Below are 20,688 nucleotides of genomic sequence, written 5' to 3'. Positions count from 1 at the left end.
GGTACGTACATTCCATCAAGCTATTTGGAGTTTTTAGTGGCAAACGAAATCAAGGAACACGAGGACTACAACTTCGTTGACGGTGTCGCTCCCGAGGGCATCGTGAGCCCCAGCGCAGACTCGCTGATCGAGAAGGCAGAGTCCAAGTACGGCCTGGTGATTTTCGGTGCCCGCCGCGCCCGCCAGATCAACGCGTACTACGCTAACCTGCAGGACAATACTGCTGCGCACGTTGGCCCGCTGGTTGACGCTGAGTCGAATGAGAAGTCCCTGTCGGTGGCAATGCGTGAAATCATTGCTGACCGTGTTGTGGCGGAGCACCACCCGGACGCTAAGTTCGATGAGGACGGCTACCCCGTTCCCGAGGATCTGTCCGCTGTGATTGATTTCAGCGCGGCTGAGTTCTCTGGCGCTATCGAGGAGGAGTACATCCCCGCAGGTAGCGAAGAGGTTATTGCTATCGAAGAGGTTATCCTCGACGAGTCCGCTGAGTAATCTGCTTCTACAAGGATTCTTTGACGTACCATGCGCATTATCGTTGGTATTGGAGGGGGCATTGCTGCGTATAAGGCGGCGATGCTCCTTCGTCTTTTTGCGAAGAATGGCGACGAGGTGATCGCCATGCCCACCCCGAACGCGACGAAGTTCGTGGGTGTTCCCACTCTGGAGGCGCTGAGCGGCAACCCCGTCTCAACGGACGTGTTTGACCGCGTGCCGGAGGTGAACCACGTGCGTCAGGCCGAACAGGCTGACGCTGTGGTGATTGCCCCGGCGACCGCTGATTTGCTAGCTCGTTTGGCGGCTGGTCGTGCGGATGATCTGCTGTCCTCTACCGTGTTGACGACGCACGCGCCCGTGATTCTGGCGCCTGCGATGCACACCCAGATGTGGGAGCATCCGGCGACTCAGGCGAATGTGCAGACTCTGCGCTCGTGGGGTTATCACGTGATTGAGCCTGCGATTGGGCGTTTGACGGGCCCGGATTCTGGTCCCGGTCGCATGCCTGAGCCGGAGGATATTTTCGCGGTCGCACTGGACGTGATTGCTCGCTTCCCGAAGGGTCAGGTGCACCCGGTGTACACGCCCGGTTACGCACCGACTGAGCCCCTGTACACGGGTACGGAACAGGAGCGTATGGCGGCGGCGCGGCAGGCGACGCTGACCTCGGCACTGCTTGGTCAGGTTGAACCCAGCCAGGCTGGTGCATCCAGTTCGCTGGGTAGTCCGCTGTCCGGCCGCCTCGTGGTCATTACCGCTGGCGGTACCCGTGAGGCGCTGGACCCTGTACGCTTCCTCGGCAACCGTTCGACCGGCAAGCAGGGTGTGGCGCTCGCGGAGGCTGCACGCGACTTGGGCGCGACCGTGCACCTGATTGGTGCGAACCTTGAGGTTCCCGCGCCGGAGGGTGTGCAGGTGACCCGCGTGGTCAGTGCCCTGGAGCTGCGTGAGGCAACCCTTGAGGCGAGCGCGGCGGCGGATGTGCTGATCATGTCTGCGGCGGTGGCTGATTTTAGGCCTGCCGAGTTTGCCGAGTTCAAGATTAAGAAGAGCGCCGATTCTGAGGATGCGCCGGTGATTCAGCTGGTGCGTAACCCGGATATTCTGCGTGAGGTCGTGGTGCGCCGCCAGCAGGCTCGCGAGGCGGGGGATAGCGTCCTCGGTCCGAAGCTCATTGTTGGTTTTGCGGCGGAGACCGGCTCGGCGGAGAAGACGCCGTTGGAGCTGGGCCGTGAAAAGCTGCTGCGTAAGGGCACGGATTTCTTGGCGGTCAATGCGGTTGGCGTGAACCGTGGCTTCGGCACGGACGACAACACGATTACGCTGCTGTCGACTCTTGTTGATGAGGCGCCAGTGTTCTCCGGTTCGAAGAAGGAGCTGTCGGTGCGCCTGCTGGAGCATGTGGCGGCGTTCCTGCCTGAGCTTTCTGCCTAAGAGTCCTGGCGCGAGAATCCCGGCGCGTCCGCGTAGCTACCCAGCTAGTGCGCGCTCGCTTACGTATCTTCAAAGCCCGTGCGGTGCCTCCTGTGGGAGGTGCCGTGCGGGCTTTGCTGTACCCTGCGTGACCCTGCCGCCCGCCTCCTTCTGTAGACCCCTTGGAGAGGATTATCCGCAGGGATATGTGACCCCGCTTTCTTTCTCTCCGGCTTCCGCCGGGGGAGCGGTTTTTATTTCTGTCATAGTGGTGAAATTTCTGACCGTACCCCTGAACCGTCAGATAAAGGTCTTGTATCATGGCATAGAGAGTATTTCGCGTCGAAGGGGAAGAAGCACCATGCCCGAGAATCAGAGCAAGCCCGCCACGGTACAGCCCGCCCAGAGTGAGGAGCGTCCTCAGATTCTGGTGATCACCGGTATTTCCGGTGCAGGCCGCAGCACTGTCGCAAACGTGCTGGAGGATGAGGGCTGGTACGTTATCGATAACATCCCGCCGCAGATGCTCGGTTCCCTGGCTGAGCTGGTGACCCGCGACGGTGCACGAGTTCCGAAGGTGGCGCTCGGCATTGACGTTCGCGCCCGCGCACTGTTCTCCGATCTTCCCGCTGCGATTGAGACTCTGCGCAAGTCCGATATTGACTTCTCCATGCTCTTCCTTGACGCCAAGGACGAAACCATTATTGCCCGCTACGAGGCTCAGCGCCGCCCGCACCCGCTGCAGGGTGAGGGTCGCGTCCTCGACGGTATCCGCGCTGAACGCACTCTCTTCGAAGGTCTGCGCCTCGCTTCTGACCGCACCATTGACACCACCGGCATGAACGTTCACGAGCTGGCTCGTACCGTGCGTGAAATGTTCGCTGAGGGTGCGGATAAGAAGCTGAACCTGACCGTGATGAGCTTCGGCTTCAAGTACGGTGCGCCTTCGGACGCTAACTACATGGCTGATATGCGTTTCATCCCGAACCCGCACTGGGTTCCGGAGCTGCGCCCCCTGACTGGTCAGGACGCCCCGGTGCGCGACTACGTGCTGGAGCACGCAGGTACCGAGGAGTTCATCAGCAACTACCTTGCGGCTCTTCGCCCCGTGCTTGAGGGCTACCGCCGTGAGGGCAAGTACTACGCCACCATCGCAATTGGCTGCACCGGTGGTAAGCACCGTTCCGTGGCTGTGACGGAAGAACTGGCTCGTCGTCTCTCTGCTTTCGGTGAGCTGAACGTGAATGTTCAGCACCGCGACAAGGGCCGCGAGTAAGTTCCGCCCGGCGCGTCCCAACCACCGCGTCGTGTTTCATTAGCCGCCGTCCGGCCCCGCACCCGTGGGGCCGGCATACCATTCCTTCCGGGTATGTGAGGTATTACTATGTCCACCCATTCGACCAGTTATGACACTCAGGGTATTCCGCGCCTGCCGGCTCTGCCGACTCAGGCTTTGCGCCTGTTGAAGACCACGCACCGTTCGCCGAAGGTTACGGCGATGGGCGGCGGCCACGGGCTGTACGGTTCCCTGTCTGCGCTTCGCCACGTCACGCCTGATTTGACGGCTGTTGTGACGGTTGCTGACGATGGCGGTTCGTCGGGTCGTTTGCGTGAGGAGATGGGTATTCTCCCTCCGGGTGATTTGCGTATGGCGCTTTCTGCGCTGTGTGATGACACCGATTGGGGTCGCACGTGGCGTGATGTGATGCAGCATCGTTTTAGCGCGCCCGAGGGTTACGAGGGTGAGTTCCCGCTGGATTACCATGCTCTCGGTAACCTGCTGATTGCGACTCTCTGGCAGCTGCTGGATGACCCGGTCGCCGGTTTGGACTGGGCGGGTGCCCTGCTGAATGCGCGCGGCCGCGTGCTGCCGATGGCGCTGGATCCGATGGTCATTTACGGCACCGTGCTGCGTGAGCATAACGGTGGCGGTATTGAGCGTGTGAAGGTGGTCGGTCAGGTGAACCTCTCGAAGGAGGAACGGGTTCACGATATTGGTCTATCTCCCGCAAATGCGCGTCCTTGCCCGGAGGCGCTCTCCGCTATTGAAGAATCCGACTGGATTGTTTTGGGTCCGGGTTCGTGGCGTACGTCGGTTCTGCCGCATCTGCTGCTGGACGCTCAGCGTGAGGCAATTATCCGTACGGAGGCGCGCCGCTGCGTGGTCATGAACCTCTCTGACGATAAGGAGACGGTCGGCTTCACCCCGGCAACGCACCTGGATTTGTTGCGCCAGTACGCCCCGAAGCTTCACCTTGACGCGGTGATTGCTGACGCTGACATGCAGGCTGATCACCGTTCCGAGCTGGAGCGTGAGGCTTCTGCGATGGGTGCGAAGGTTGTGTGGGCGCATCTGCGTTCGAGCTCCCAGCCGAATGTGCACGACCCGCTGAAGCTTGCGGCTGCGTATAACGAAGCGTTTGAGCTGAGCTCCTAGGTTTACTGGCTTGGGTTTGCTGCTCAAGTGTGTTGCTTGAGCTGGCTGTTATGTGCGCCCCTTTTCCTGATTTTTAGACTTAAACACTACGCCTAGAAGGACCTGTTCATGGCATTAACCACGCTCGTCAAGGACGAACTCGCCAACTACGAGGCAACGAAAGTCTCTGCTCGTAAGGCAGAAATCTCTACGATTCTGCGTTTTACCGGAGGCCTGCACATTGTCTCGGGACGAATCGTGGTGGAGTCTGAGGTCGACCACGAGGCAACCGCCCACCGCATGCGCCGCACCATCGCGGAGATTTACGGCCACGACTCTGAGCTGACCAGCGTCAGCGGTGGTGGCCTGCGTCGAGGCGGCCGCTACATTGTGCGCGTGGATCACGGCGGTGAGGCGCTGGCTCGCCAGACCGGTCTGCTGGATTTGCGTGGCCGTCCGGTGCGTGGCCTGCCGCCGGCTGTGGTGAACGGTTCCCTGCAGGACGCCGAAGCGGTCATGCGCGGTGCGTTCCTGGCGCACGGTTCGCTGACTGAGCCGGGTCGCTCCTCCTCCCTGGAGATTACCTGCCCCGGCCCGGAGGCGGCGCTCGCGCTGGTGGGTGCGGCTCGTCGCCTGGACATTATCGCTAAGGCACGCGAGGTGCGCGGCACCGACCGCGTGGTGGTCCGTGACGGCGAGACGATTTCGCAGTTGCTGGAGCGTATGGGCGCGACCGGCACCCTGACCACCTGGCGTGAGGCGCGCACCCGCAAGGAGGTTCGTGCGACCGCTAACCGCCTGGCAAATTTTGATGACGCGAACCTGCGCCGTAGCGCGCAGGCGGCTGTTGCGGCGAGCGCCCGCGTGGAGCGTGCCCTGCAGATTCTGGGTCATGAGGCGCCGGATCATCTGCGCTATGCCGGTGAGCTGCGTGTACTGCATAAGCATGCGTCGTTGGATGAGCTGGGTCGCCTGGCTGATCCGCCGATGACGAAGGACGCGATTGCGGGCCGTATTCGCCGCCTGCTGGTGATGGCTGATAAGCGTGCTTCGGAGCTGGGCGTTCCGGGTACTGAGCTGCCGCGTGAGGACTAGGCGAGGACTAGATTCTGGTCTTGCGCGGGGCTGACTGCGCGTGTGGTGAGGCATGTGTCTAGGTGTTTGTCTAGGCGTGTGGCTGAGGTGTTTGTGACGGTTTTGTGACAAACCCAAACCCGCCGTTTTTGAACAAAAACCGCATATTTTTCAAAAATGAGCCTGTGGATAGCTTCTTTCTCGTTGCGAGAGGGGAGTTATCCACAGGTTCTTTGTTCGCGCTCGTGCGTTCGCGCGCGTGAGCCTAGGGTAGGGGTATGACGAGCATGACCCCCAACCACGAGCAGGACCACCTGCAGAACCCGAGCGCTGTACAGGACAACGTACCCCAGCAGGGCGGCGCGCAGCGTAGCGCCCGCTCCCTGATGAACAGCCTCTATCGCAGCCCACGCGCCCGCAAGAACGGTGCGCCGGATGCCGAGGACACCGTGCCGCTGGCTATTTCCACTGAGGTAACGCCGGTGGAGGTGCCTTCCGGTGAGGTAGCTTCGGTGGAGACAGATACCGAGGCACAGCAGGGTGAAACCTCTCAACCCAAGGCTAACCAGCCCGCACCTACCAGCCAGTCCGGCACTAGCCAGCCCGCGGCATCCCGCCCGGAGTCGAACGGCTGGGCTGATTGGGATCAGCAGCCCGACTGGAACGAGGTGGACGACTGGGCGGAGTGGGAGCAGGCCGATCAGCCCGGCACCACCCGTAGCACCCGTTGGGGTCTTTCGCCGCGCGTGCTGCTTCTGGTGGCGGTGTTGGCGCTGGTTGCCGTGGTGTGGGGTGTGACCCAGTTTTCGGCGGCGCCGCGTGCCGAGCAGGTCGCCTCCCCGGGCGCATCCGCTGAGTCGGTGCAGGCGGTGGGTGCCCAGCAGAGCCCCGGCACGCAAGCTAGTGCTCAGCCGAGTGCTCATCCGAGTGAATCCGCGCAGGGTGGCGCCTCCGGTGAGGCTACCGTGCGGGTGCACGTGGCGGGTGCCGTGAACAATCCCGGCGTGTACACTCTGCCCGCGCAGGGTCGTGCCGTGGATGCGATTGCTGCCGCCTCCGGTGCCGCTGCGGATGCTGACCTGGACCGCGTGAACCTTGCCGGTGCGCTCAGTGACGGGGTGCAGATTTATGTGCCGCATCGCGGTGAGACGGCTGCTCCGGCGCAGATTCAGCCCAATGGTGGCACGGCGAATGCGGGTCAGGGTAACGCGGCGAATGGTGCAGCGCAGAATAATGCCGCTCAGCCTCAGCCTGCGCGCACGCTGACCGCTTCGGGGAGCGCACAGAAGGGCTCAACTCCGGTGAACATTAACACCGCCACCGCTGAGGAGTTGCAGAGCCTGCCGCGTATTGGCCCGGCGATGGCTCAGCGCATTATTGCTTGGCGTGAGGCGCACGGCGGTTTCCGCAGCGTGGATGAGCTGGATGCGGTGCCCGGTATCGGCCCGTCGATGCTGGAGAACCTGCGTCCGCTGGTGACGGTCTAATGCTTGCATGGAACCGCCGGGAGCCTACGCCGCAGGGGCGCCCTTCGCGAGGCAAGCAGGCATCTGCGCGAAAGCCTGCTGCACTGCAAAAACCCAGCGCACCGCAAAAGCGCGCGTGGCAGACAGGGGAGCTCTTTCCCGGCTCCTCGCGCCTCACCCGGTCGCTGGCTATGGCGTATGACCGTGCCCGCTACCGTTGGAGCATCGGTGCTGAACGGTGGCGTACCCGCCGCGACGAGCAGGAGCTGCGCGCCCAGGGAAGCCTCATTCACCTGGACCTTCGCTTGACGTTCACGGTGCTGATGCTGTGGGTGTTTACCGCGGCAGCGCTGACCGTGGGCACGTGGCGGGTGATGCATCCGCTGGCGTGCGTGCTCATTGCCCTACTGGGGTGCCTGGCGATTCTGCTGTTCTTTCCGCCGCGTGCGGTGATGCCCTATAGCCTGCTCTTTCGCACGACCGGTCAGCTGGTTTTCCTGGCGTGTATCGTGACGGTTCAGGCGGTGCTTCTGTGCGCTACGGGGGTGGATGCATCCCGCGCCACCCTGCAGCAGGCGCAGGGTGCCTCGCTTCGTTTGAATGGCACGGTGGAGCAGGTACGCCGCGTGGATCCGCGCACTACTCTGGTGGTCATTAAGCTGGAGGAAATTCAGGGGCGGAGCGTGCGTGCGCTCGTGAATGAGCGGGTGCGCGTGTACCGGCGTGACGGTTCGGCAAAGAGCGCTGCACAGCGTCCGGAGGTACGTTCGGAGGCGAGCTCGGCTGGTAGCGTTTCTGCGGCTAAGCATCAGGGGAGCGGCGCCGCGCGCTCGCGGGCGATTTATCCGGGGATGAAGGTGACCGCTCTCGGCACGGTGGAGTTCAACGGCTCCACGGCAAAGCTGAGCGGCGCAACTATTTTCCCGATGCCCGCACCCGCCTACGGCGCCGGGTCGAACACTATTACTCGCGCCGCGGAGGAGCCGTACCTGTCCACGCTCAAGGAGCATCTGCGCACCCGCGCCCTGGACACCCTCGGCACGGAGTCGGCGGCACTGGTTTTGGGCACCGCCTACGGGGATGATTCGCTGATGAGTTCGACCGCTCGTGAGGACTATAAGCTCAGCGGGCTCAGCCATATTACGGCGGTGTCCGGGGCGAATATTGCCATTGTGTTTTTGGGCGCGTACCGGCTGGTGTTGGCGATTCGCCCGTACCGCCTCGCCAGCGCATACCTGCTGCTTCGTTCCTGGATGCAGCGGTTGCGGGGGAGAGGCACGGGTCGTTCTCGCCGCCCCGCCCACCCCCATCAACTTGCCCAGTTTCAACAACCTACCCCGCCAAACGCCCACACCCTGCCGCCGCTCGTGCACCGGCTGAGCACCCTCGCCATTCCGCACCGCGTCATGGTGCTGTGCGGGGTTGCGGCGGTGCTCGCCTACGCCATGCTGCTGGACTCTGAGGGTTCCGTGATTCGTTCCCTCGCCATGGGTCTGCTCGGTGCTTACGCGATGCTGCGCGGTTCGGGTCGCCAGTCGCTTGCGGCTCTTCAAACCACGGTGCTGATGTGTCTGCTTGCCGCCCCGCACCTCGCCGTGGATATGGGGTTCGCCCTGTCGGTGACGGCAACCTCCGCGCTGATTCTGCTGGGCCCGCCGCTGATTCGTCTGCTCATGCGCGTCATGCCGGTGTTCTGCGCGGAAATGCTCGCCGCACCGATTGTGGCGTCCCTGTGGTGCACTCCGCTGATTTTGGCGATGAGCGGTAAGGTACCGCTCTATTCGGTTCCGGCGAACCTGGTTGCGGCTCCTTTGGCGCCGCTGAGTATGCTCGCCGGGCTGGCGGCGCTCGGATTCATGCTCCTGGGTCTGCCCACTGCGGCGGATCTGTGCCTGCGTGCCGGTGGTCTTGCCGCGCAGGGCATCGAGTGGGCGGCACACACTGCCGCGCACGCGCCGGGTAACCCGTGGGAGCCCGGTTCGAACGTGCCGGCGGTGGTGTGTAGCGCCCTCTGCGTGCTGGCGTTGAGCGTTGCCCTCTGGTGGGTGGATGCGCGCCGCTACCGTGCGGTCACGCACCGGCAGTATTTGCGGGTGGTACCGCAAACCGCGCCCTCCTATCAGCGCCCCAATCAGCCCGCCCGGTCTTAACCGACTAACCCTGACCGACTACCCCTAACCACCGCTAGGAGGCATCTGAGAAGAAAACGCTATGATGGATACTCGAGACTCTACCCGCGCAGCACCCCGTGCGCAGCGGGGCCGAGTTCAGCCCGTACCCTGCAGATAAAGGCGAGTGATAAGCGTGTCCGAGCGTAAGCGTTCAACCCAGCGTGGCGGTTCCCGAGGCTACGCCCGCCGAGGCGGCCCCGCCCTCGACACCGCGTGGCGTACCGTCACCCCGGCACCCGCCGTCATGCTCTACGGCCCGGAGGAGTACTTCGCCTCCCGCGCTGCGGCACGCCTGCGTGAGCTGTTCCGCAGCATCCACCCGGAGGTGGACCGCGTTCAGATTAACGCCGCCACCTACACGGCGGGGGAGCTGATTCTGCACGCTTCGCCCTCTCTGTTTGGTTCGGCGAAGATCATTGAGGTTGAGAACGTAGCCTCCATGAGTGACGAGTTTTTGACCGATACGCTCGCTTACCTGAACGCCCCCGAGCCGGACATCATGCTCATTCTGAACCACTCGGGCGGTAACCGCGGCAAGAAGCTCATCGACATGGTGCGCTCCCAGTTCGTGCTCATTAACTGCAAGGCGCTCAAGACCGACCGTGAGAAGAGCGAGTTCTTGGCGGGGGAGTTCGCAGCAGCTCAGCGCCCGATTACCGGCGGCGCCCTGGCGTTGCTGACGGCCGCCGCATCCGACACTGCGGAGCTTGCCGCCGCATGCCAGCAGCTGCTCTCTGACGTGCCCGGCGACATCACCGAAGAGGCGGTGAACCGCTACTACGGCGGCCGTACCGAAGTCACTGCATTCCGCGTGAGTGACGCCGCGATTTCCGGTAACGCCCCGGAGGCACTGCGCCTGCTCCGCCACTCCCTTGCCACCGGCACAGAGCCGATCCCGATGCTCGGCGCGCTCGCCATGCGCATCCGCAATATTGCGCGCGTGCACCACGTGCGCATGAGCGCTAACGAGCTGGCGCGTGAGGTGGGTATGGCGCCGTGGCAGGTGGAGCAGGCTCAGCGTGACGGCCGTCGTTTTACCGGCGCACAGTTGGCGCATATTGTGCAGCTTCTGGCTGATGCTGACGCCCAGCTGAAGGGCGAGTCGCAGGACGCCGTGTATGCGGTGGAGCAGGCTGTTTTGGCGATTGCTCTACCGCCGCGCCTGTAGTGCATAATAGAGCCCATGCTCGAAATTCTGAAGAAAATTTTCTTTGCCCTGCTGCCCTTCCTGCAGAAGGCGGCAGAGGATGCCCTCAACGACGCTACTGCGTCTAAGGGCGGCTCCGAGTCCTCCCAGAAGAGTGAATCCCGCAAGGATGATTCTCGTCAGGGTGAGGCTCGTACCTCCGGCTCTTCGGCGCCTAAGCCGAGCGCCCCGAAGCCTTCCGCGTCGACTCGTTCGGCAAGCACCGCCTCCGCTTCTGCGGGTTCGGATTACCCGGGCGATTACCGCGACATGATTGACTTTGAGTACTCGCCCTCCATGGATGGCGACGCTGACCCGGGTGAAATCGTGTGGACGTGGGTTCCCTTCGAGGAGGACCACTCGCAGGGTAAGGACCGCCCGGTGCTTCTGGTGGGTCGTGACGGTGAGTACCTGCTGGCACTGATGATGACCAGCAAGGATCACAATAACCGTGAGCACGCTGACCCGAACTACCTTGATATTGGTTCGGGTCCGTGGGATCCGCAGGGCCGCGCTTCTGAGGTGAAGCTGAACCGTGTGATTCGTGTTCGCCCGGATTCGATGCGCCGTGAGGGTGCGATTATGCCGGAGGATACGTTCCGCCTGATTGAGCGTGCGTGGACTCGCCATAACGGCTAACGCCCTGTGCCGGTAGTTTCACCGGCGGCCGGTGCGGATTATCTGCGCCGTATGTGGAGGCTGCGTGTAGTGGTTTTCACAGTATTTTTCTCTCCGCGGGGGTCTGTCGTGGAGGCTGTTCATCTGGTATTATGTGTGGTTGAGTGTCCGATGGTCATCGGGCACTGCTGGCCGGTTGCCATAGGCATCCCCACGCCGCTCAGTCGATGATCGGCCAGCGTCGCCCTCACCGACCAATAAGACAAAACAGAAAGTTTAATTGTGGCTAACATTAAGTCTCAGAAGAAGCGTATCCTCACCAACGAGAAGGCTCGCCTGCGCAACAACATTGTGAAGTCCGAGCTGAAGACCGCGACCCGCAAGGTCAAGGCTGCTGTTGAGGCACAGAACAAGGAAGCTGCTGTTGAGGCTCTGCGTTTTGTGAACCGTAAGCTGGACAAGGCTGTTTCCAAGGGTGTTCTGCACAAGAAGACCGCTGCAAACAAGAAGTCCGGTCTTGCTACGCTGGTAAACAAGGCTTTCTAAAACTTGCGGGGTACCTAAGTACCTCTCTGGTTTAAGGGCAGAGACCCCCTGTGTTCCCCCTCCTCTAAGGGGAACGCAGGGGGTTTCTTTATACCCGAATCGTTTATTGTGGGTGCTTCCTTGCTTCAAAATCGTGAGTAAATCGTGACCAAAATTAGCTGCGTCCCAGACCTCCTCAGAGCCCTAACGAGCCAGATATACGTTTAAGCAGATACCGTCTCTATTGCGGTTATATGCAATTACTGGCTTTAACCTGCTTAGCTGGATTTACGCAGGAATCTGAACGTGGATAGGTTCATCCCGACCCGCGACCTGAAGAATTAAATTTGAAGGTAAGGGAATCTCCCACGCACCACCTAGAAGAATGTCGAGTGATTCGCCTGGATTAAACTGCTGGTTGATATCATCGCACCGGAAAAATTCATTCTGGTTTACAACTTTAAGCACATCTAAAGAATGCTCGCTGATGTTTTGTAGTTTGTACCGCATTTCTCGGACATGAGTCAGCTGAAATTCAGGGCGCCATAGGTTAGCCGCAATCTTGGACTGTGACTGGGACTGGCTCTGCTGTTCAGTGACAATCTGCTGCATCTGTTCGAGTAACTTCTCAGCCTGTCGGACTCGTTCCTCTGCAGCTTTACGCGCCAGCTCAGCCTGGTTAGCCTGTTCTTCTGCAGCCTTTGCAGAACGCTGAGCCGCATCACGCATATCTAGAGCTGCCTTGTGTGATTCCTCTGCTTTTGCCTTCGCTTCCTTAGAACCAATAGCCTGCCGCCTTGTATAAATAGCCGCAACGACGGTAGCAAGTGCTGATATGCCAGAAATAAGATTTGCTATAAATTGTGAGTCCATACTAGCCATCATAACCAGTCACACTTCACCCTGACAGGGCACACGGCAACAGGTGAAAGCCTAAACGCAACTGCGGGTGAGTGATGTGTTCGCATCTGGTGACTCGTTACTGAATTTTTACACCCAGATTCGGGGAGGCGCCCGCCCGGTGACGAAACCGCTTGCGGGTCGCGTGGAAGCCCGTATAGTGGGAATTATCGGCGGTACCGCACACCGCCCGCGCCTATCATGAGCGCCCTAAGCGGCGTTGCACGCAGCGCCGGGGAAAACGCGAGAGCATCGCCGATACACACTACACAACCACCGACAGTTCACCGGCAACTTTCCATACACCCCCCATGTACCCGGTGAACCGACCACGAGCTAAGGACAACGATGAGCCAGCCGAACTTCCCTCCCGCCCGACTCTTTGACGCTTTCGCCAAGCCCGCCTCCACCGAACAGCCCGCGAAGAAGGGACTGCTCGGCAAGCTGGGCCTGGGCGAGTCCTCCGAGGAGGACAACTACACGACCGTCATGCTGGTCGGTTTCAACTCCGCGAAGGAACCCCCGGGCAACGGTGAGGACGCCCTCGACGTGATTCACCGCGCGTTCGACCCGTGCGATGAGAGCCCCGGCTTCGACATGGACGACTTCTACGACTATGGTTCCGTCGCCCCGCAGCTGCAGAACAGCGACGACTCCGATTCCACGGTTCTGGTGTGGCCCAAGATGTTCTACAACATGGTCACTATCCCGGAGCGTCGCCTGCGCCTGCTCGTGGTGACCGGCCCCGCTCCCAGCCTGTGCCTGCGGCGGTTCATGACCCGCTTCTTCAAGTACGTGAAGAAACTCCACGTGGACCACGCGATCTTCGTTGAGACCTTCGAGGATGAGGTGGCGCACACCCGCCCGTACCCGTACACGCTGACCACTCACGACGAGAAGCTGGCGGCAATCCCCGGTATTCTGCACGAGTATTTCACCGGTTCTACCTCGGTGACGATGGCGATGTCTGCGCTCGCCGCTGAGCACGGCCTGTCCTCCTCTGTCATGCTGCGTATGAGCATCCCGGGGTATCTGAGTTTTGACCAGCAGAACCCGCGCGCGGTCGTGAGCCTGATCGAGGCGCTGGAGGTCATCCTCGGCATTAAGGTTGAGTCGGAGGAGTACGACCGCCTGCGCGCCCACGCTGATGAGTGGGAGGCGGAGCTCGCCGAAGAAATGGCGAAGGACTACGAGAAGGTTGAGCTGGTGCGTGAGATTGAGCAGAAGATGGATTCGACTCTGCGCACTGTCTCCGGCGAGGTGATTGCCGAGGATATTGAGGGCTACCTGGATTCCCTCAGCGGCGCCTCCGAGGGCGTAAACCCTGCCGATGATGGTGCGGATTCCGCGGAGGATTCTTCGGAACGTTAGGTCCGTTCGCACATATGGCGCGGGTATGGGAAAATGATAGGTAACTATGCCCATACCCGCAGCCAGCATCTCGAAAGGATGATGTGATTGGCACCCATGTCGAAGAACCCGCCCGTTCCGGCGGCGACCGACCCCGCGATTATTCGCAACTTCTGCATTATCGCCCACATTGACCACGGTAAGTCCACCCTCGCGGACCGCATGCTGCAGGCCACCGGCGTGGTTGCCCCGCGCGATATGAAGGCGCAGTACCTGGACCGCATGGACATTGAACGTGAGCGCGGTATCACCATTAAGTCTCAGGCTGTGCGCATGCCCTGGGATGTTGACGGCACCTCCTACGCGCTGAACATGATTGACACCCCCGGCCACGTGGACTTCACCTATGAGGTGTCCCGCTCCCTGGCCGCGTGCGAGGGTGCGCTTCTGCTCGTGGACGCCGCCCAGGGTATTGAGGCTCAGACTCTGGCTAACCTGTACTTGGCGATGGAGAACGACCTGACCATCATCCCGGTGCTGAACAAGATTGACCTGCCCGCGGCTCAGCCGGATAAGTACGCTGAGGAGCTGGCGAACCTGATTGGTTGCGAGCCTGACGAGGTTCTGCGCGTATCGGGTAAGACCGGTGAGGGCGTTGAGGCTCTGCTGGACCGCATTGTGGAGGCGATTCCCGCCCCGCAGGGTGACGCATCCGCCCCGGCGCGTGCCATGATTTTTGACTCGGTGTACGACTCGTACCGCGGCGTGGTCACCTATGTGCGTGTTGTGGACGGTAGCTTGCAGCCGCGTCAGAAGATTAAGATGATGTCCACCGGCGCTGAGCATGACCTGCTCGAAATCGGCGTGATTTCCCCTGAACCTGTCCCGTCGAAGGGTCTGGGCGTGGGCGAGGTAGGTTACCTCATTACCGGTGTGAAGGACGTCCGTCAGTCCCGTGTGGGTGATACCGTCACCTCCGCCGCGAAGCCTGCACAGGAGTCCCTGGGCGGTTACGAGGACCCCAAGCCGATGGTGTTCTCTGGCCTGTTCCCGATTGATGGTTCGGACTACCCGGCGCTGCGTGACGCGCTGGATAAGCTGAAGCTTAACGACGCCGCGCTGATTTACGAGCCGGAAACTTCTGCCGCTCTGGGTTTCGGTTTCCGCTGTGGCTTCCTGGGTCTGCTGCACCTGGAGATTGTGCGTGAGCGCCTGGAACGCGAGTTCAACCTGGACCTGATTTCGACCGCGCCGAACGTTATTTACGACGTGGTGGATGAGGCCGGCAACGCTAAGCGCGTGACCAACCCGAGCGAATTCCCCGAGGGTAAGGTTGCGACGATTCGCGAGCCCATGGTGGCGTGTACGATTATTGCCCCGAGCGAGTACATTGGCGCGATTATGGAGCTGTGCCAGGCTCGCCGCGGCCAGATTGGCGGCATGGATTACCTGTCCGAGGATCGTGTGGAGATGCGTTACCGCCTGCCCCTGGCAGAGATTGTGTTCGACTTCTTCGATCAGTTGAAGTCCCGTACCCGCGGTTATGCGTCGCTGGACTGGAAGTTCGACGGTGAGGAAGAGGCCGACCTGGTGAAGGTCGACATCCTGCTGCAGGGTGAGAAGGTGGATGCGTTCAGCGCCATTACGCACCGCGATAAGGCGTACTCGTACGGCCTGATGATGACTTCTAAGCTGCGTGAGCTGATTCCTCGTCAGCAGTTTGAGGTGCCGATTCAGGCGGCTATCGGTTCGCGTATTATTGCCCGCGAGAATATTCGTGCGATGCGTAAGGACGTTCTTTCGAAGTGTTACGGTGGCGATATTTCGCGTAAGCGTAAGCTGCTGGAGAAGCAGAAGGAAGGCAAGAAGCGCATGAAGATGGTCGGTCGTGTGGAGGTTCCTCAGGAAGCCTTCATTGCGGCACTGTCTTCGAGCGAGGAGAAGGAAAAGAAGAAGTAGCCTTTCGCTGCTTTGTAGCTTTTCCGGCTGTGTGCTGACCTGTTGATTGTGGAGAACCCGGCTGGTGCCTCGTGTACCGCCGGGTTCTCTGCACGCTGTCTGTTGATGCCGCCCGCCATATTATTGATTCACGACCCGTACACCTAGTTCCAGGAGGCAGAATGCCCGCCCAGCCCACCGGCGCCCCCGCACCCCGCGACGGGCGCATCCCCGCCACCAGCGCGGCAGGATGCGAAACCCGCGACTTCAGCCTCTACGTACACATCCCCTTCTGCTCCGTACGCTGCGGCTACTGCGACTTCAACACCTACGCCACCGAAGACTTCGGCGACGGCATCGGCCTCGGCACCTACGCCGCCGACGCCATCGCAGAAATCCTCTTCGCCGCCCGCACCCTCGAAACCTCCGGTGTCGCAAAACGCCCCATGCACACCGTCTTCTTCGGAGGCGGCACCCCCACCAAACTGCCCGCCCGCGACCTCGTACGCATCCTGCAGGCAGCCATCGACGTATTCGGCCTCGTCGAAGGTGCAGAAGTCACTACTGAAGCGAACCCCGACTCCGTCACCCGCGAAGACCTGCAAACCCTCAAGGACGGCGGCTTCACCCGCGTATCCTTCGGCATGCAGTCCGTCGTCCCCGAGGTGCTACAGGTACTCGACCGCACCCACACGCCCTCCAACGTGCCGAAGGTCGTCGCCTGGGCTAAGGAGGTCGGCCTGCAGGTGTCTGTGGACTTGATTTACGGTTCGCCGGGGGAGAGCCTGCAGCAGTGGGAGCGCAGTGTTCGCGCCGCGATCTCCTACGAGCCGGACCATATTTCCGCGTACTCGCTGATTGTGGAGGACGGCACCAAGCTTGCCGCGCAGATCCGCCGCGGCGAATACACCATGCCCGACGAGGACCTCATGGCGGACATGTACCTGCTCGCCGAGGAGCTGCTCACCGAAGCCGGCTACAACTGGTACGAGGTCTCCAACTACTCGCGCAGCGAGGACACCCGCAGCGACCACAACCTCGCCTACTGGCGCAACCAGGACTGGTGGGGCATCGGCCCCGGCGCGCACTCGCACGTGAACGGTACCCGCTGGTGGAACGTGAAGCACCCGGTGCCGTATGCGCAGAAGGTGCGTGCGGGGGAGTCCCCGGCGGCGGCACGTGAGGTGCTGGACACCGCCACTCGTGCTTTTGAGACGGTTATGCTCATGATCCGTGTGCGTGAGGGCTTGGCGATGCGCGAGCTGCTCGCCGTGCACGATGAGGCGCAGCTGGGTGCCTCCCTGCGCTGGCTGGTTTCTCAAGCTCTGATTGAGCCTGATGCTTTGAATTCTCAAGCTGAACCTGACCCTGAAGCCCACGTGCGACTAACCCTCAAGGGCCGCCTGCTGGGCGATGCGGTCACCCGCGAGCTGCTCCCGGAGGTCTCTGAAGAGCACTAGAAATACCTGCTTGATTAGGGGCTTTTCAGCTGGAGCTGTGTCTTGGCTCAGATCTGGTTCAACTTCATTTGCCCCTTGTCTCTGCCGCCGCCTGCACGCGGCGTGCACCCCGGTATTGCCGTAATATTTCGGTGATTTCGGGGTGTTTTTGTGGGTTCAGAAAAACTTTTAAAAAATTTTTTCGGGTCTGTTTGGAGGGACTTTGGGGGAGCATCACACCTTACACCGGTGTGCTAATTGTTCGCATTTGTGCTGGACTAGCCGAAAGAATTTTCCACTCCTTCATGCCGCTTTTGGGATGCGTATTTTTCGATTACTTTCCTTAGAAAAAATTCTCCAAAACACCCAATTTCAAGTTGTGGTTGAAGGTTACGCTGTGCCATAATAGGTCATGGCAGGACGGTATATGTCTAACAGCGTGTTCTCGTCTTTGCTGAAGTTGAGTGAATACGGTTGTGGGCTCCTGGTAACAGGGGCCCACGATCGTTTAACAACGATTATCTACAGCACCATTCGGTAGAGTTTGCAGCAATTCACGCGCACTAGGCAAAGAAGCCCCACTTAAACGTAGAACGCCCCGCACACAACGTGCGGGGCGTTCATCGTAAAAGTTATCAGCGCGGTTCTGAGACAGCGCGGTTTAGGACCGTCAGTTCTTAGGACTCTGCGGATTCTGCGTTCTCGGTGGAGTAGAAGCGGTCCAGCAGGCGCGGGTTCAAACGGTAGCTGTACGGCTCACCGCGGTTCACCTCAATGCCGGCGCGCAGCGACGCAATAGCCATGAACAGCCACACGAGCGCACCCAGAACCATGGCAATGTTGCCCATGCCGGGCAGGAACGACACAACCCACAGCGCCACTAGAGCAATGGAGGGCAAGAGGGTGAAGTTCATCGCCTCGCGAGCTTCCTGCTCAGCGAAGGGCGCGTTATTGCGGCTGACGTAGAAAACCGCAGCGGAAGGGATGATGCCGAGAATACCGCCGAAATGCGCGAGAGTCGCACGGTTGCGGTCCTGAATCACGCTAATCTTACGGGTTTTCTGAGGCCCGGTTGCCGGGCGAACATCGTTAGTCACGAAAATCCTGGTTCGATAGAAGTTTCTTGTGGTGATCACCTAAGCCGGTGGATCTGCCCTCCGAGGAGGTGAATCGTTTGAGCGGTGGTGACCTAGAGTGTAGTGATGGTGCAACATAAACCCACAGGGGCAATGCCACACGCTCAACTATTGTACCGCTTTAGCGGGCAAAACCCACAGGATAATGCCCGCGAGGGAAAGGTTCTGAGCAAACTCACACCTACGCCCGCAGACGGGGGTGGAATAACGGGTTTCGCGTGCGGTTAGGCACCCGGCTCGGTGAGAAAATCGATGAGCGATTCGACCGGGGCGAGCAGCGTCGGGTCCAGGTCAGCGTAGGAGTCAACGCGGGAGAGGATGTGCTTCCATGCCTGCGCCACATCCGCTTGCGTTTCGTGCGGCTGACCCAGACGACGTAGCGTGCCCTTCTTGAAGTCCTCACCGCGCGGCACCTGCGGCCACGCCTTCAAACCCAGCACCGAGGGCTTAACCGCCTGCCAAATATCGATGAACGGGTGACCCACGATCTTCACGTGCCCGGCGGCACCCGGAACAGCCATCGCCTCGGCAACAATGCGCTGCTCCTTCGTGCCCTCAATCAGGTGGTCGACCAGAATACCCAGGCGGCGGCCCGTGCCCGGCGCGAACTCACGAATAGCACCGGCGAGATCATCCACGCCGTGCAGCGGCTCCACAACAATGCCCTCAACGCGCAGATCGTGGCCCCAGACCTTCTCCACGAGCTCGGCGTCGTGCAGACCCTCAACCCAGATGCGGGAGGCGCGCGCCACCCGAGCCGGGGCGTTCTTCACCGCAATAGAACCGGAACGAGAAATCGTGCGCTTCGGCTCCTTCGCCGCCACCGGGGCGACAATCTCAACGGGCTCACCCTCAATCAGGTAGCCCGGACCCAACGGGAAATTCTTCACGCGGCCCTTCGCGTCCTCGAGTCCGAAGAAGAGAGCACCGCCGATGCGTTCAGCCTTCACGACCTCACCCACCCAGCCGTTAATATCCTCAATCAGCAGGCCGCGGCGCAGCGGCACCTTACGTGGGGCCGGCGCCTGGCGGCTCATGCGGGCGGCGTTTAGATCCTGGGCACCCCAGCCGTAGGGGGAGTGGTGGGTACTCAACGTATTCTCCTTTGGGGCGGTAGGGACAGCAGAGCCAGTAGGGGCGGTGACCGTGCCGGAACCATAAGACAGAACAATCAGACGGAACCGTGAGACAGAACCGGCGGGGGAACTAAAACGGGGTTCGGGGCGCACCGCAGATTAAGCGGATAGCGGGAGCGACCCCCATTCAGCCTAGCCATTGTATCGGGTCGGGGGTAGTATCCCCTAGAATTGATACGACCATTGTTGGCGGTGCACTCATCGAGCACCGCCATCGTCTCGAGAGGAAGGAAACGCATGAGCCACTACGATACTCTCGGCGTATCGAACGACGCCAGCCCCGAAGAGATCAAGAAGGCGTACCGAAAGAAGGCACGCCAACTGCACCCCGACGTGAACCCCTCCGAGGACGCAGCCGAAGAATTCAAGCGCGTCACCCTCGCCTACGAGGTGCTCTCCGACCCTGAAAAGCGCCGCAACTATGACACCACCGGCGACGAACAGGGCCGCGCAGGCTACCCCGGAGGCGGCGGCTACCCGGGCGGCGGATTCAGCGGCTTCGGCGGTTTCGAGGACCTGCTGAACATGTTCACCGGCGGCGCGGCAGGTGCCCGCGGCCCCGCATCCCGCATGCGTCAGGGCCAGGACGACCTGATTACGGTCTCCATCAGCCTGCAGGACGCCGTGTTCGGTGTTGAGAAGACCATTGAGCGTCGCTCCGCCGTGACCTGTAAATCCTGTAACGGCGAAGGCACCGCAGAGGGTACCCAGCCCGAAACCTGCACCACCTGCTCCGGTCACGGTTTCATGCAGCGCCGCGTGCAGTCCATCCTCGGTACCGTCATGCAGCAGGTTGAATGCCCCGACTGCCACGGCTACGGCACCGTCATCAAGACCCCCTGCCCTGAATGTCACGGTCAGGGCCGAGTACGTGAAGACGTGCCGCTGACCTTCAACGTTCCCGCCGGCGTGCACGACCAGGCGCGTATCCGCCTGCGCGGCAAGGGCGAGGCAGGCCTGTACGGTGGCCCCAACGGCGACCTGTACATTGACCTGAACGTTAAGCGTGACAAGTACTTCAGCCGCGAGGGCGACAACCTGGTCACCACCGTGAATATCCCCATGGTCGCGGCGGCGCTGGGCACCACCATCCCGCTGAAGACCTTCGACGGCGACCAAGAAGTTGCAATCCCCGCAGGCACTCAGAGCGGTGACGTGATCACCCTCAACGGCCTGGGCGCAACCGTGCTCGGCACCGAGCGTCGCGGCGACCTGCTGGTGCGTATCCAGGTGGTTACCCCCACCGACATGACCGAAGAACAGCGTGAACTGCTGCGCCAGTTCGCCGCCCTGCGCGGTGAATCCCTCACCGAAGGTTCGCAGGTCAAGCACCGCGGCGGTCTCTTCTCCCGCCTGAAGGACCAGTTTAAGTAGGATTCCTACACCAAGCTGAGGATGCGGCGGGTGCGGTACTCAACCCGC

The 20,688-nt window shown here is 61.2% G+C and carries 17 protein-coding genes; 14 read left to right on the top strand and 3 right to left on the bottom strand.

The genetic code is table 11. The annotated features are described in order from the left end of the window. Positions 1–36 precede the first annotated feature (36 nt). The 10 genes from rpoZ (at position 37) to rpsT (ending at position 11,388) form a co-directional block, all read left to right on the top strand. Entirely contained in the window at positions 37–495 is a 459-nt protein-coding gene (gene rpoZ, locus HMPREF2605_RS07635) for a DNA-directed RNA polymerase subunit omega (protein WP_070847720.1), read from the top strand. A 30-nt stretch (positions 496–525) separates the two neighbouring features. Continuing rightward, positions 526–1,932, top strand: a complete 1,407-nt coding sequence (locus HMPREF2605_RS07630; RefSeq protein ID WP_070847717.1) for a bifunctional phosphopantothenoylcysteine decarboxylase/phosphopantothenate synthase — start codon at positions 526–528, stop codon at positions 1,930–1,932. A 340-nt stretch (positions 1,933–2,272) separates the two neighbouring features. Beyond that, positions 2,273–3,187 (top strand): RNase adapter RapZ, encoded by a 915-nt coding sequence (gene rapZ, locus HMPREF2605_RS07625; protein ID WP_049362661.1) that lies wholly within the window; start codon positions 2,273–2,275, stop codon positions 3,185–3,187. Between the two features lie 108 nt (positions 3,188–3,295). Beyond that, complete coding sequence (gene yvcK / locus HMPREF2605_RS07620; protein ID WP_049345462.1) at positions 3,296–4,348, top strand: gluconeogenesis factor YvcK family protein; 1,053 nt, start codon at positions 3,296–3,298, stop codon at positions 4,346–4,348. Positions 4,349–4,456: 108 nt separating this feature from the next. After that, complete coding sequence (gene whiA / locus HMPREF2605_RS07615; protein WP_005505961.1) at positions 4,457–5,422, top strand: DNA-binding protein WhiA; 966 nt, start codon at positions 4,457–4,459, stop codon at positions 5,420–5,422. A 257-nt stretch (positions 5,423–5,679) separates the two neighbouring features. Then, on the top strand, positions 5,680–6,888 hold the full coding sequence (locus HMPREF2605_RS07610; RefSeq protein ID WP_070847714.1) for a ComEA family DNA-binding protein: 1,209 nt from the start codon (positions 5,680–5,682) through the stop codon (positions 6,886–6,888). 170 nt (positions 6,889–7,058) lie between these two features. Beyond that, complete coding sequence (locus tag HMPREF2605_RS07605; RefSeq protein WP_246826903.1) at positions 7,059–9,017, top strand: ComEC/Rec2 family competence protein; 1,959 nt, start codon at positions 7,059–7,061, stop codon at positions 9,015–9,017. Positions 9,018–9,171: 154 nt separating this feature from the next. Further along, positions 9,172–10,206: a DNA polymerase III subunit delta gene (gene holA / locus HMPREF2605_RS07600; RefSeq protein ID WP_070738463.1), complete on the top strand. Its 1,035-nt coding sequence runs from the start codon at positions 9,172–9,174 to the stop codon at positions 10,204–10,206. Between the two features lie 15 nt (positions 10,207–10,221). Further along, entirely contained in the window at positions 10,222–10,863 is a 642-nt protein-coding gene (locus tag HMPREF2605_RS07595) for a type II toxin-antitoxin system PemK/MazF family toxin (RefSeq protein WP_070738461.1), read from the top strand. A 261-nt stretch (positions 10,864–11,124) separates the two neighbouring features. Further along, positions 11,125–11,388 (top strand): 30S ribosomal protein S20, encoded by a 264-nt coding sequence (rpsT, locus tag HMPREF2605_RS07590; RefSeq protein WP_049360830.1) that lies wholly within the window; start codon positions 11,125–11,127, stop codon positions 11,386–11,388. Between the two features lie 267 nt (positions 11,389–11,655). Here the strand turns inward: rpsT and HMPREF2605_RS07585 are convergent, their stop codons facing one another. Continuing rightward, positions 11,656–12,240: a hypothetical protein gene (locus HMPREF2605_RS07585; protein ID WP_141762289.1), complete on the bottom strand. Its 585-nt coding sequence runs from the start codon at positions 12,238–12,240 to the stop codon at positions 11,656–11,658. 375 nt (positions 12,241–12,615) lie between these two features. Here HMPREF2605_RS07585 and HMPREF2605_RS07580 point away from each other — a divergent pair, with 375 nt between their 5' ends. The 3 genes from HMPREF2605_RS07580 (at position 12,616) to hemW (ending at position 17,015) form a co-directional block, all read left to right on the top strand. Then, entirely contained in the window at positions 12,616–13,638 is a 1,023-nt protein-coding gene (locus HMPREF2605_RS07580; RefSeq protein WP_070847708.1) for a PAC2 family protein, read from the top strand. A gap of 96 nt (positions 13,639–13,734) precedes the next feature. Next, the gene (gene lepA, locus HMPREF2605_RS07575) at positions 13,735–15,576 is read left to right on the top strand and encodes a translation elongation factor 4 (protein WP_371260001.1); all 1,842 of its coding nucleotides are present in this window, start codon (positions 13,735–13,737) and stop codon (positions 15,574–15,576) included. A 161-nt stretch (positions 15,577–15,737) separates the two neighbouring features. Further along, entirely contained in the window at positions 15,738–17,015 is a 1,278-nt protein-coding gene (gene hemW, locus HMPREF2605_RS07570; protein WP_070847705.1) for a radical SAM family heme chaperone HemW, read from the top strand. Between the two features lie 656 nt (positions 17,016–17,671). Here hemW and HMPREF2605_RS07565 read toward each other — a convergent pair. Both HMPREF2605_RS07565 and HMPREF2605_RS07560 read right to left on the bottom strand, forming a co-directional pair. Next, the gene (locus HMPREF2605_RS07565) at positions 17,672–18,091 is read right to left on the bottom strand and encodes a DUF4870 domain-containing protein (protein ID WP_070688205.1); all 420 of its coding nucleotides are present in this window, start codon (positions 18,089–18,091) and stop codon (positions 17,672–17,674) included. 263 nt (positions 18,092–18,354) lie between these two features. Further along, positions 18,355–19,224, bottom strand: coding sequence for a DUF3097 domain-containing protein (locus HMPREF2605_RS07560; protein WP_070847702.1), 870 nt, complete (start codon positions 19,222–19,224; stop codon positions 18,355–18,357). Positions 19,225–19,503: 279 nt separating this feature from the next. Between HMPREF2605_RS07560 and dnaJ the strand changes: the two genes are divergently transcribed. Beyond that, positions 19,504–20,640 carry a molecular chaperone DnaJ gene (gene dnaJ, locus HMPREF2605_RS07555; protein ID WP_049337409.1) on the top strand — a complete coding sequence of 379 codons (1,137 nt, stop codon included), beginning with the start codon at positions 19,504–19,506 and terminating at the stop codon, positions 20,638–20,640. The last annotated feature ends 48 nt before the right edge of the window (positions 20,641–20,688 follow it).

It is taken from the genome of Rothia sp. HMSC065C03 (assembly GCF_001837295.1).
Lineage (GTDB): Bacteria > Actinomycetota > Actinomycetes > Actinomycetales > Micrococcaceae > Rothia.
The sequence above is the reverse complement of the archived record's forward strand: the minus strand, read 5'-3'. Positions and strand labels throughout refer to the sequence as shown.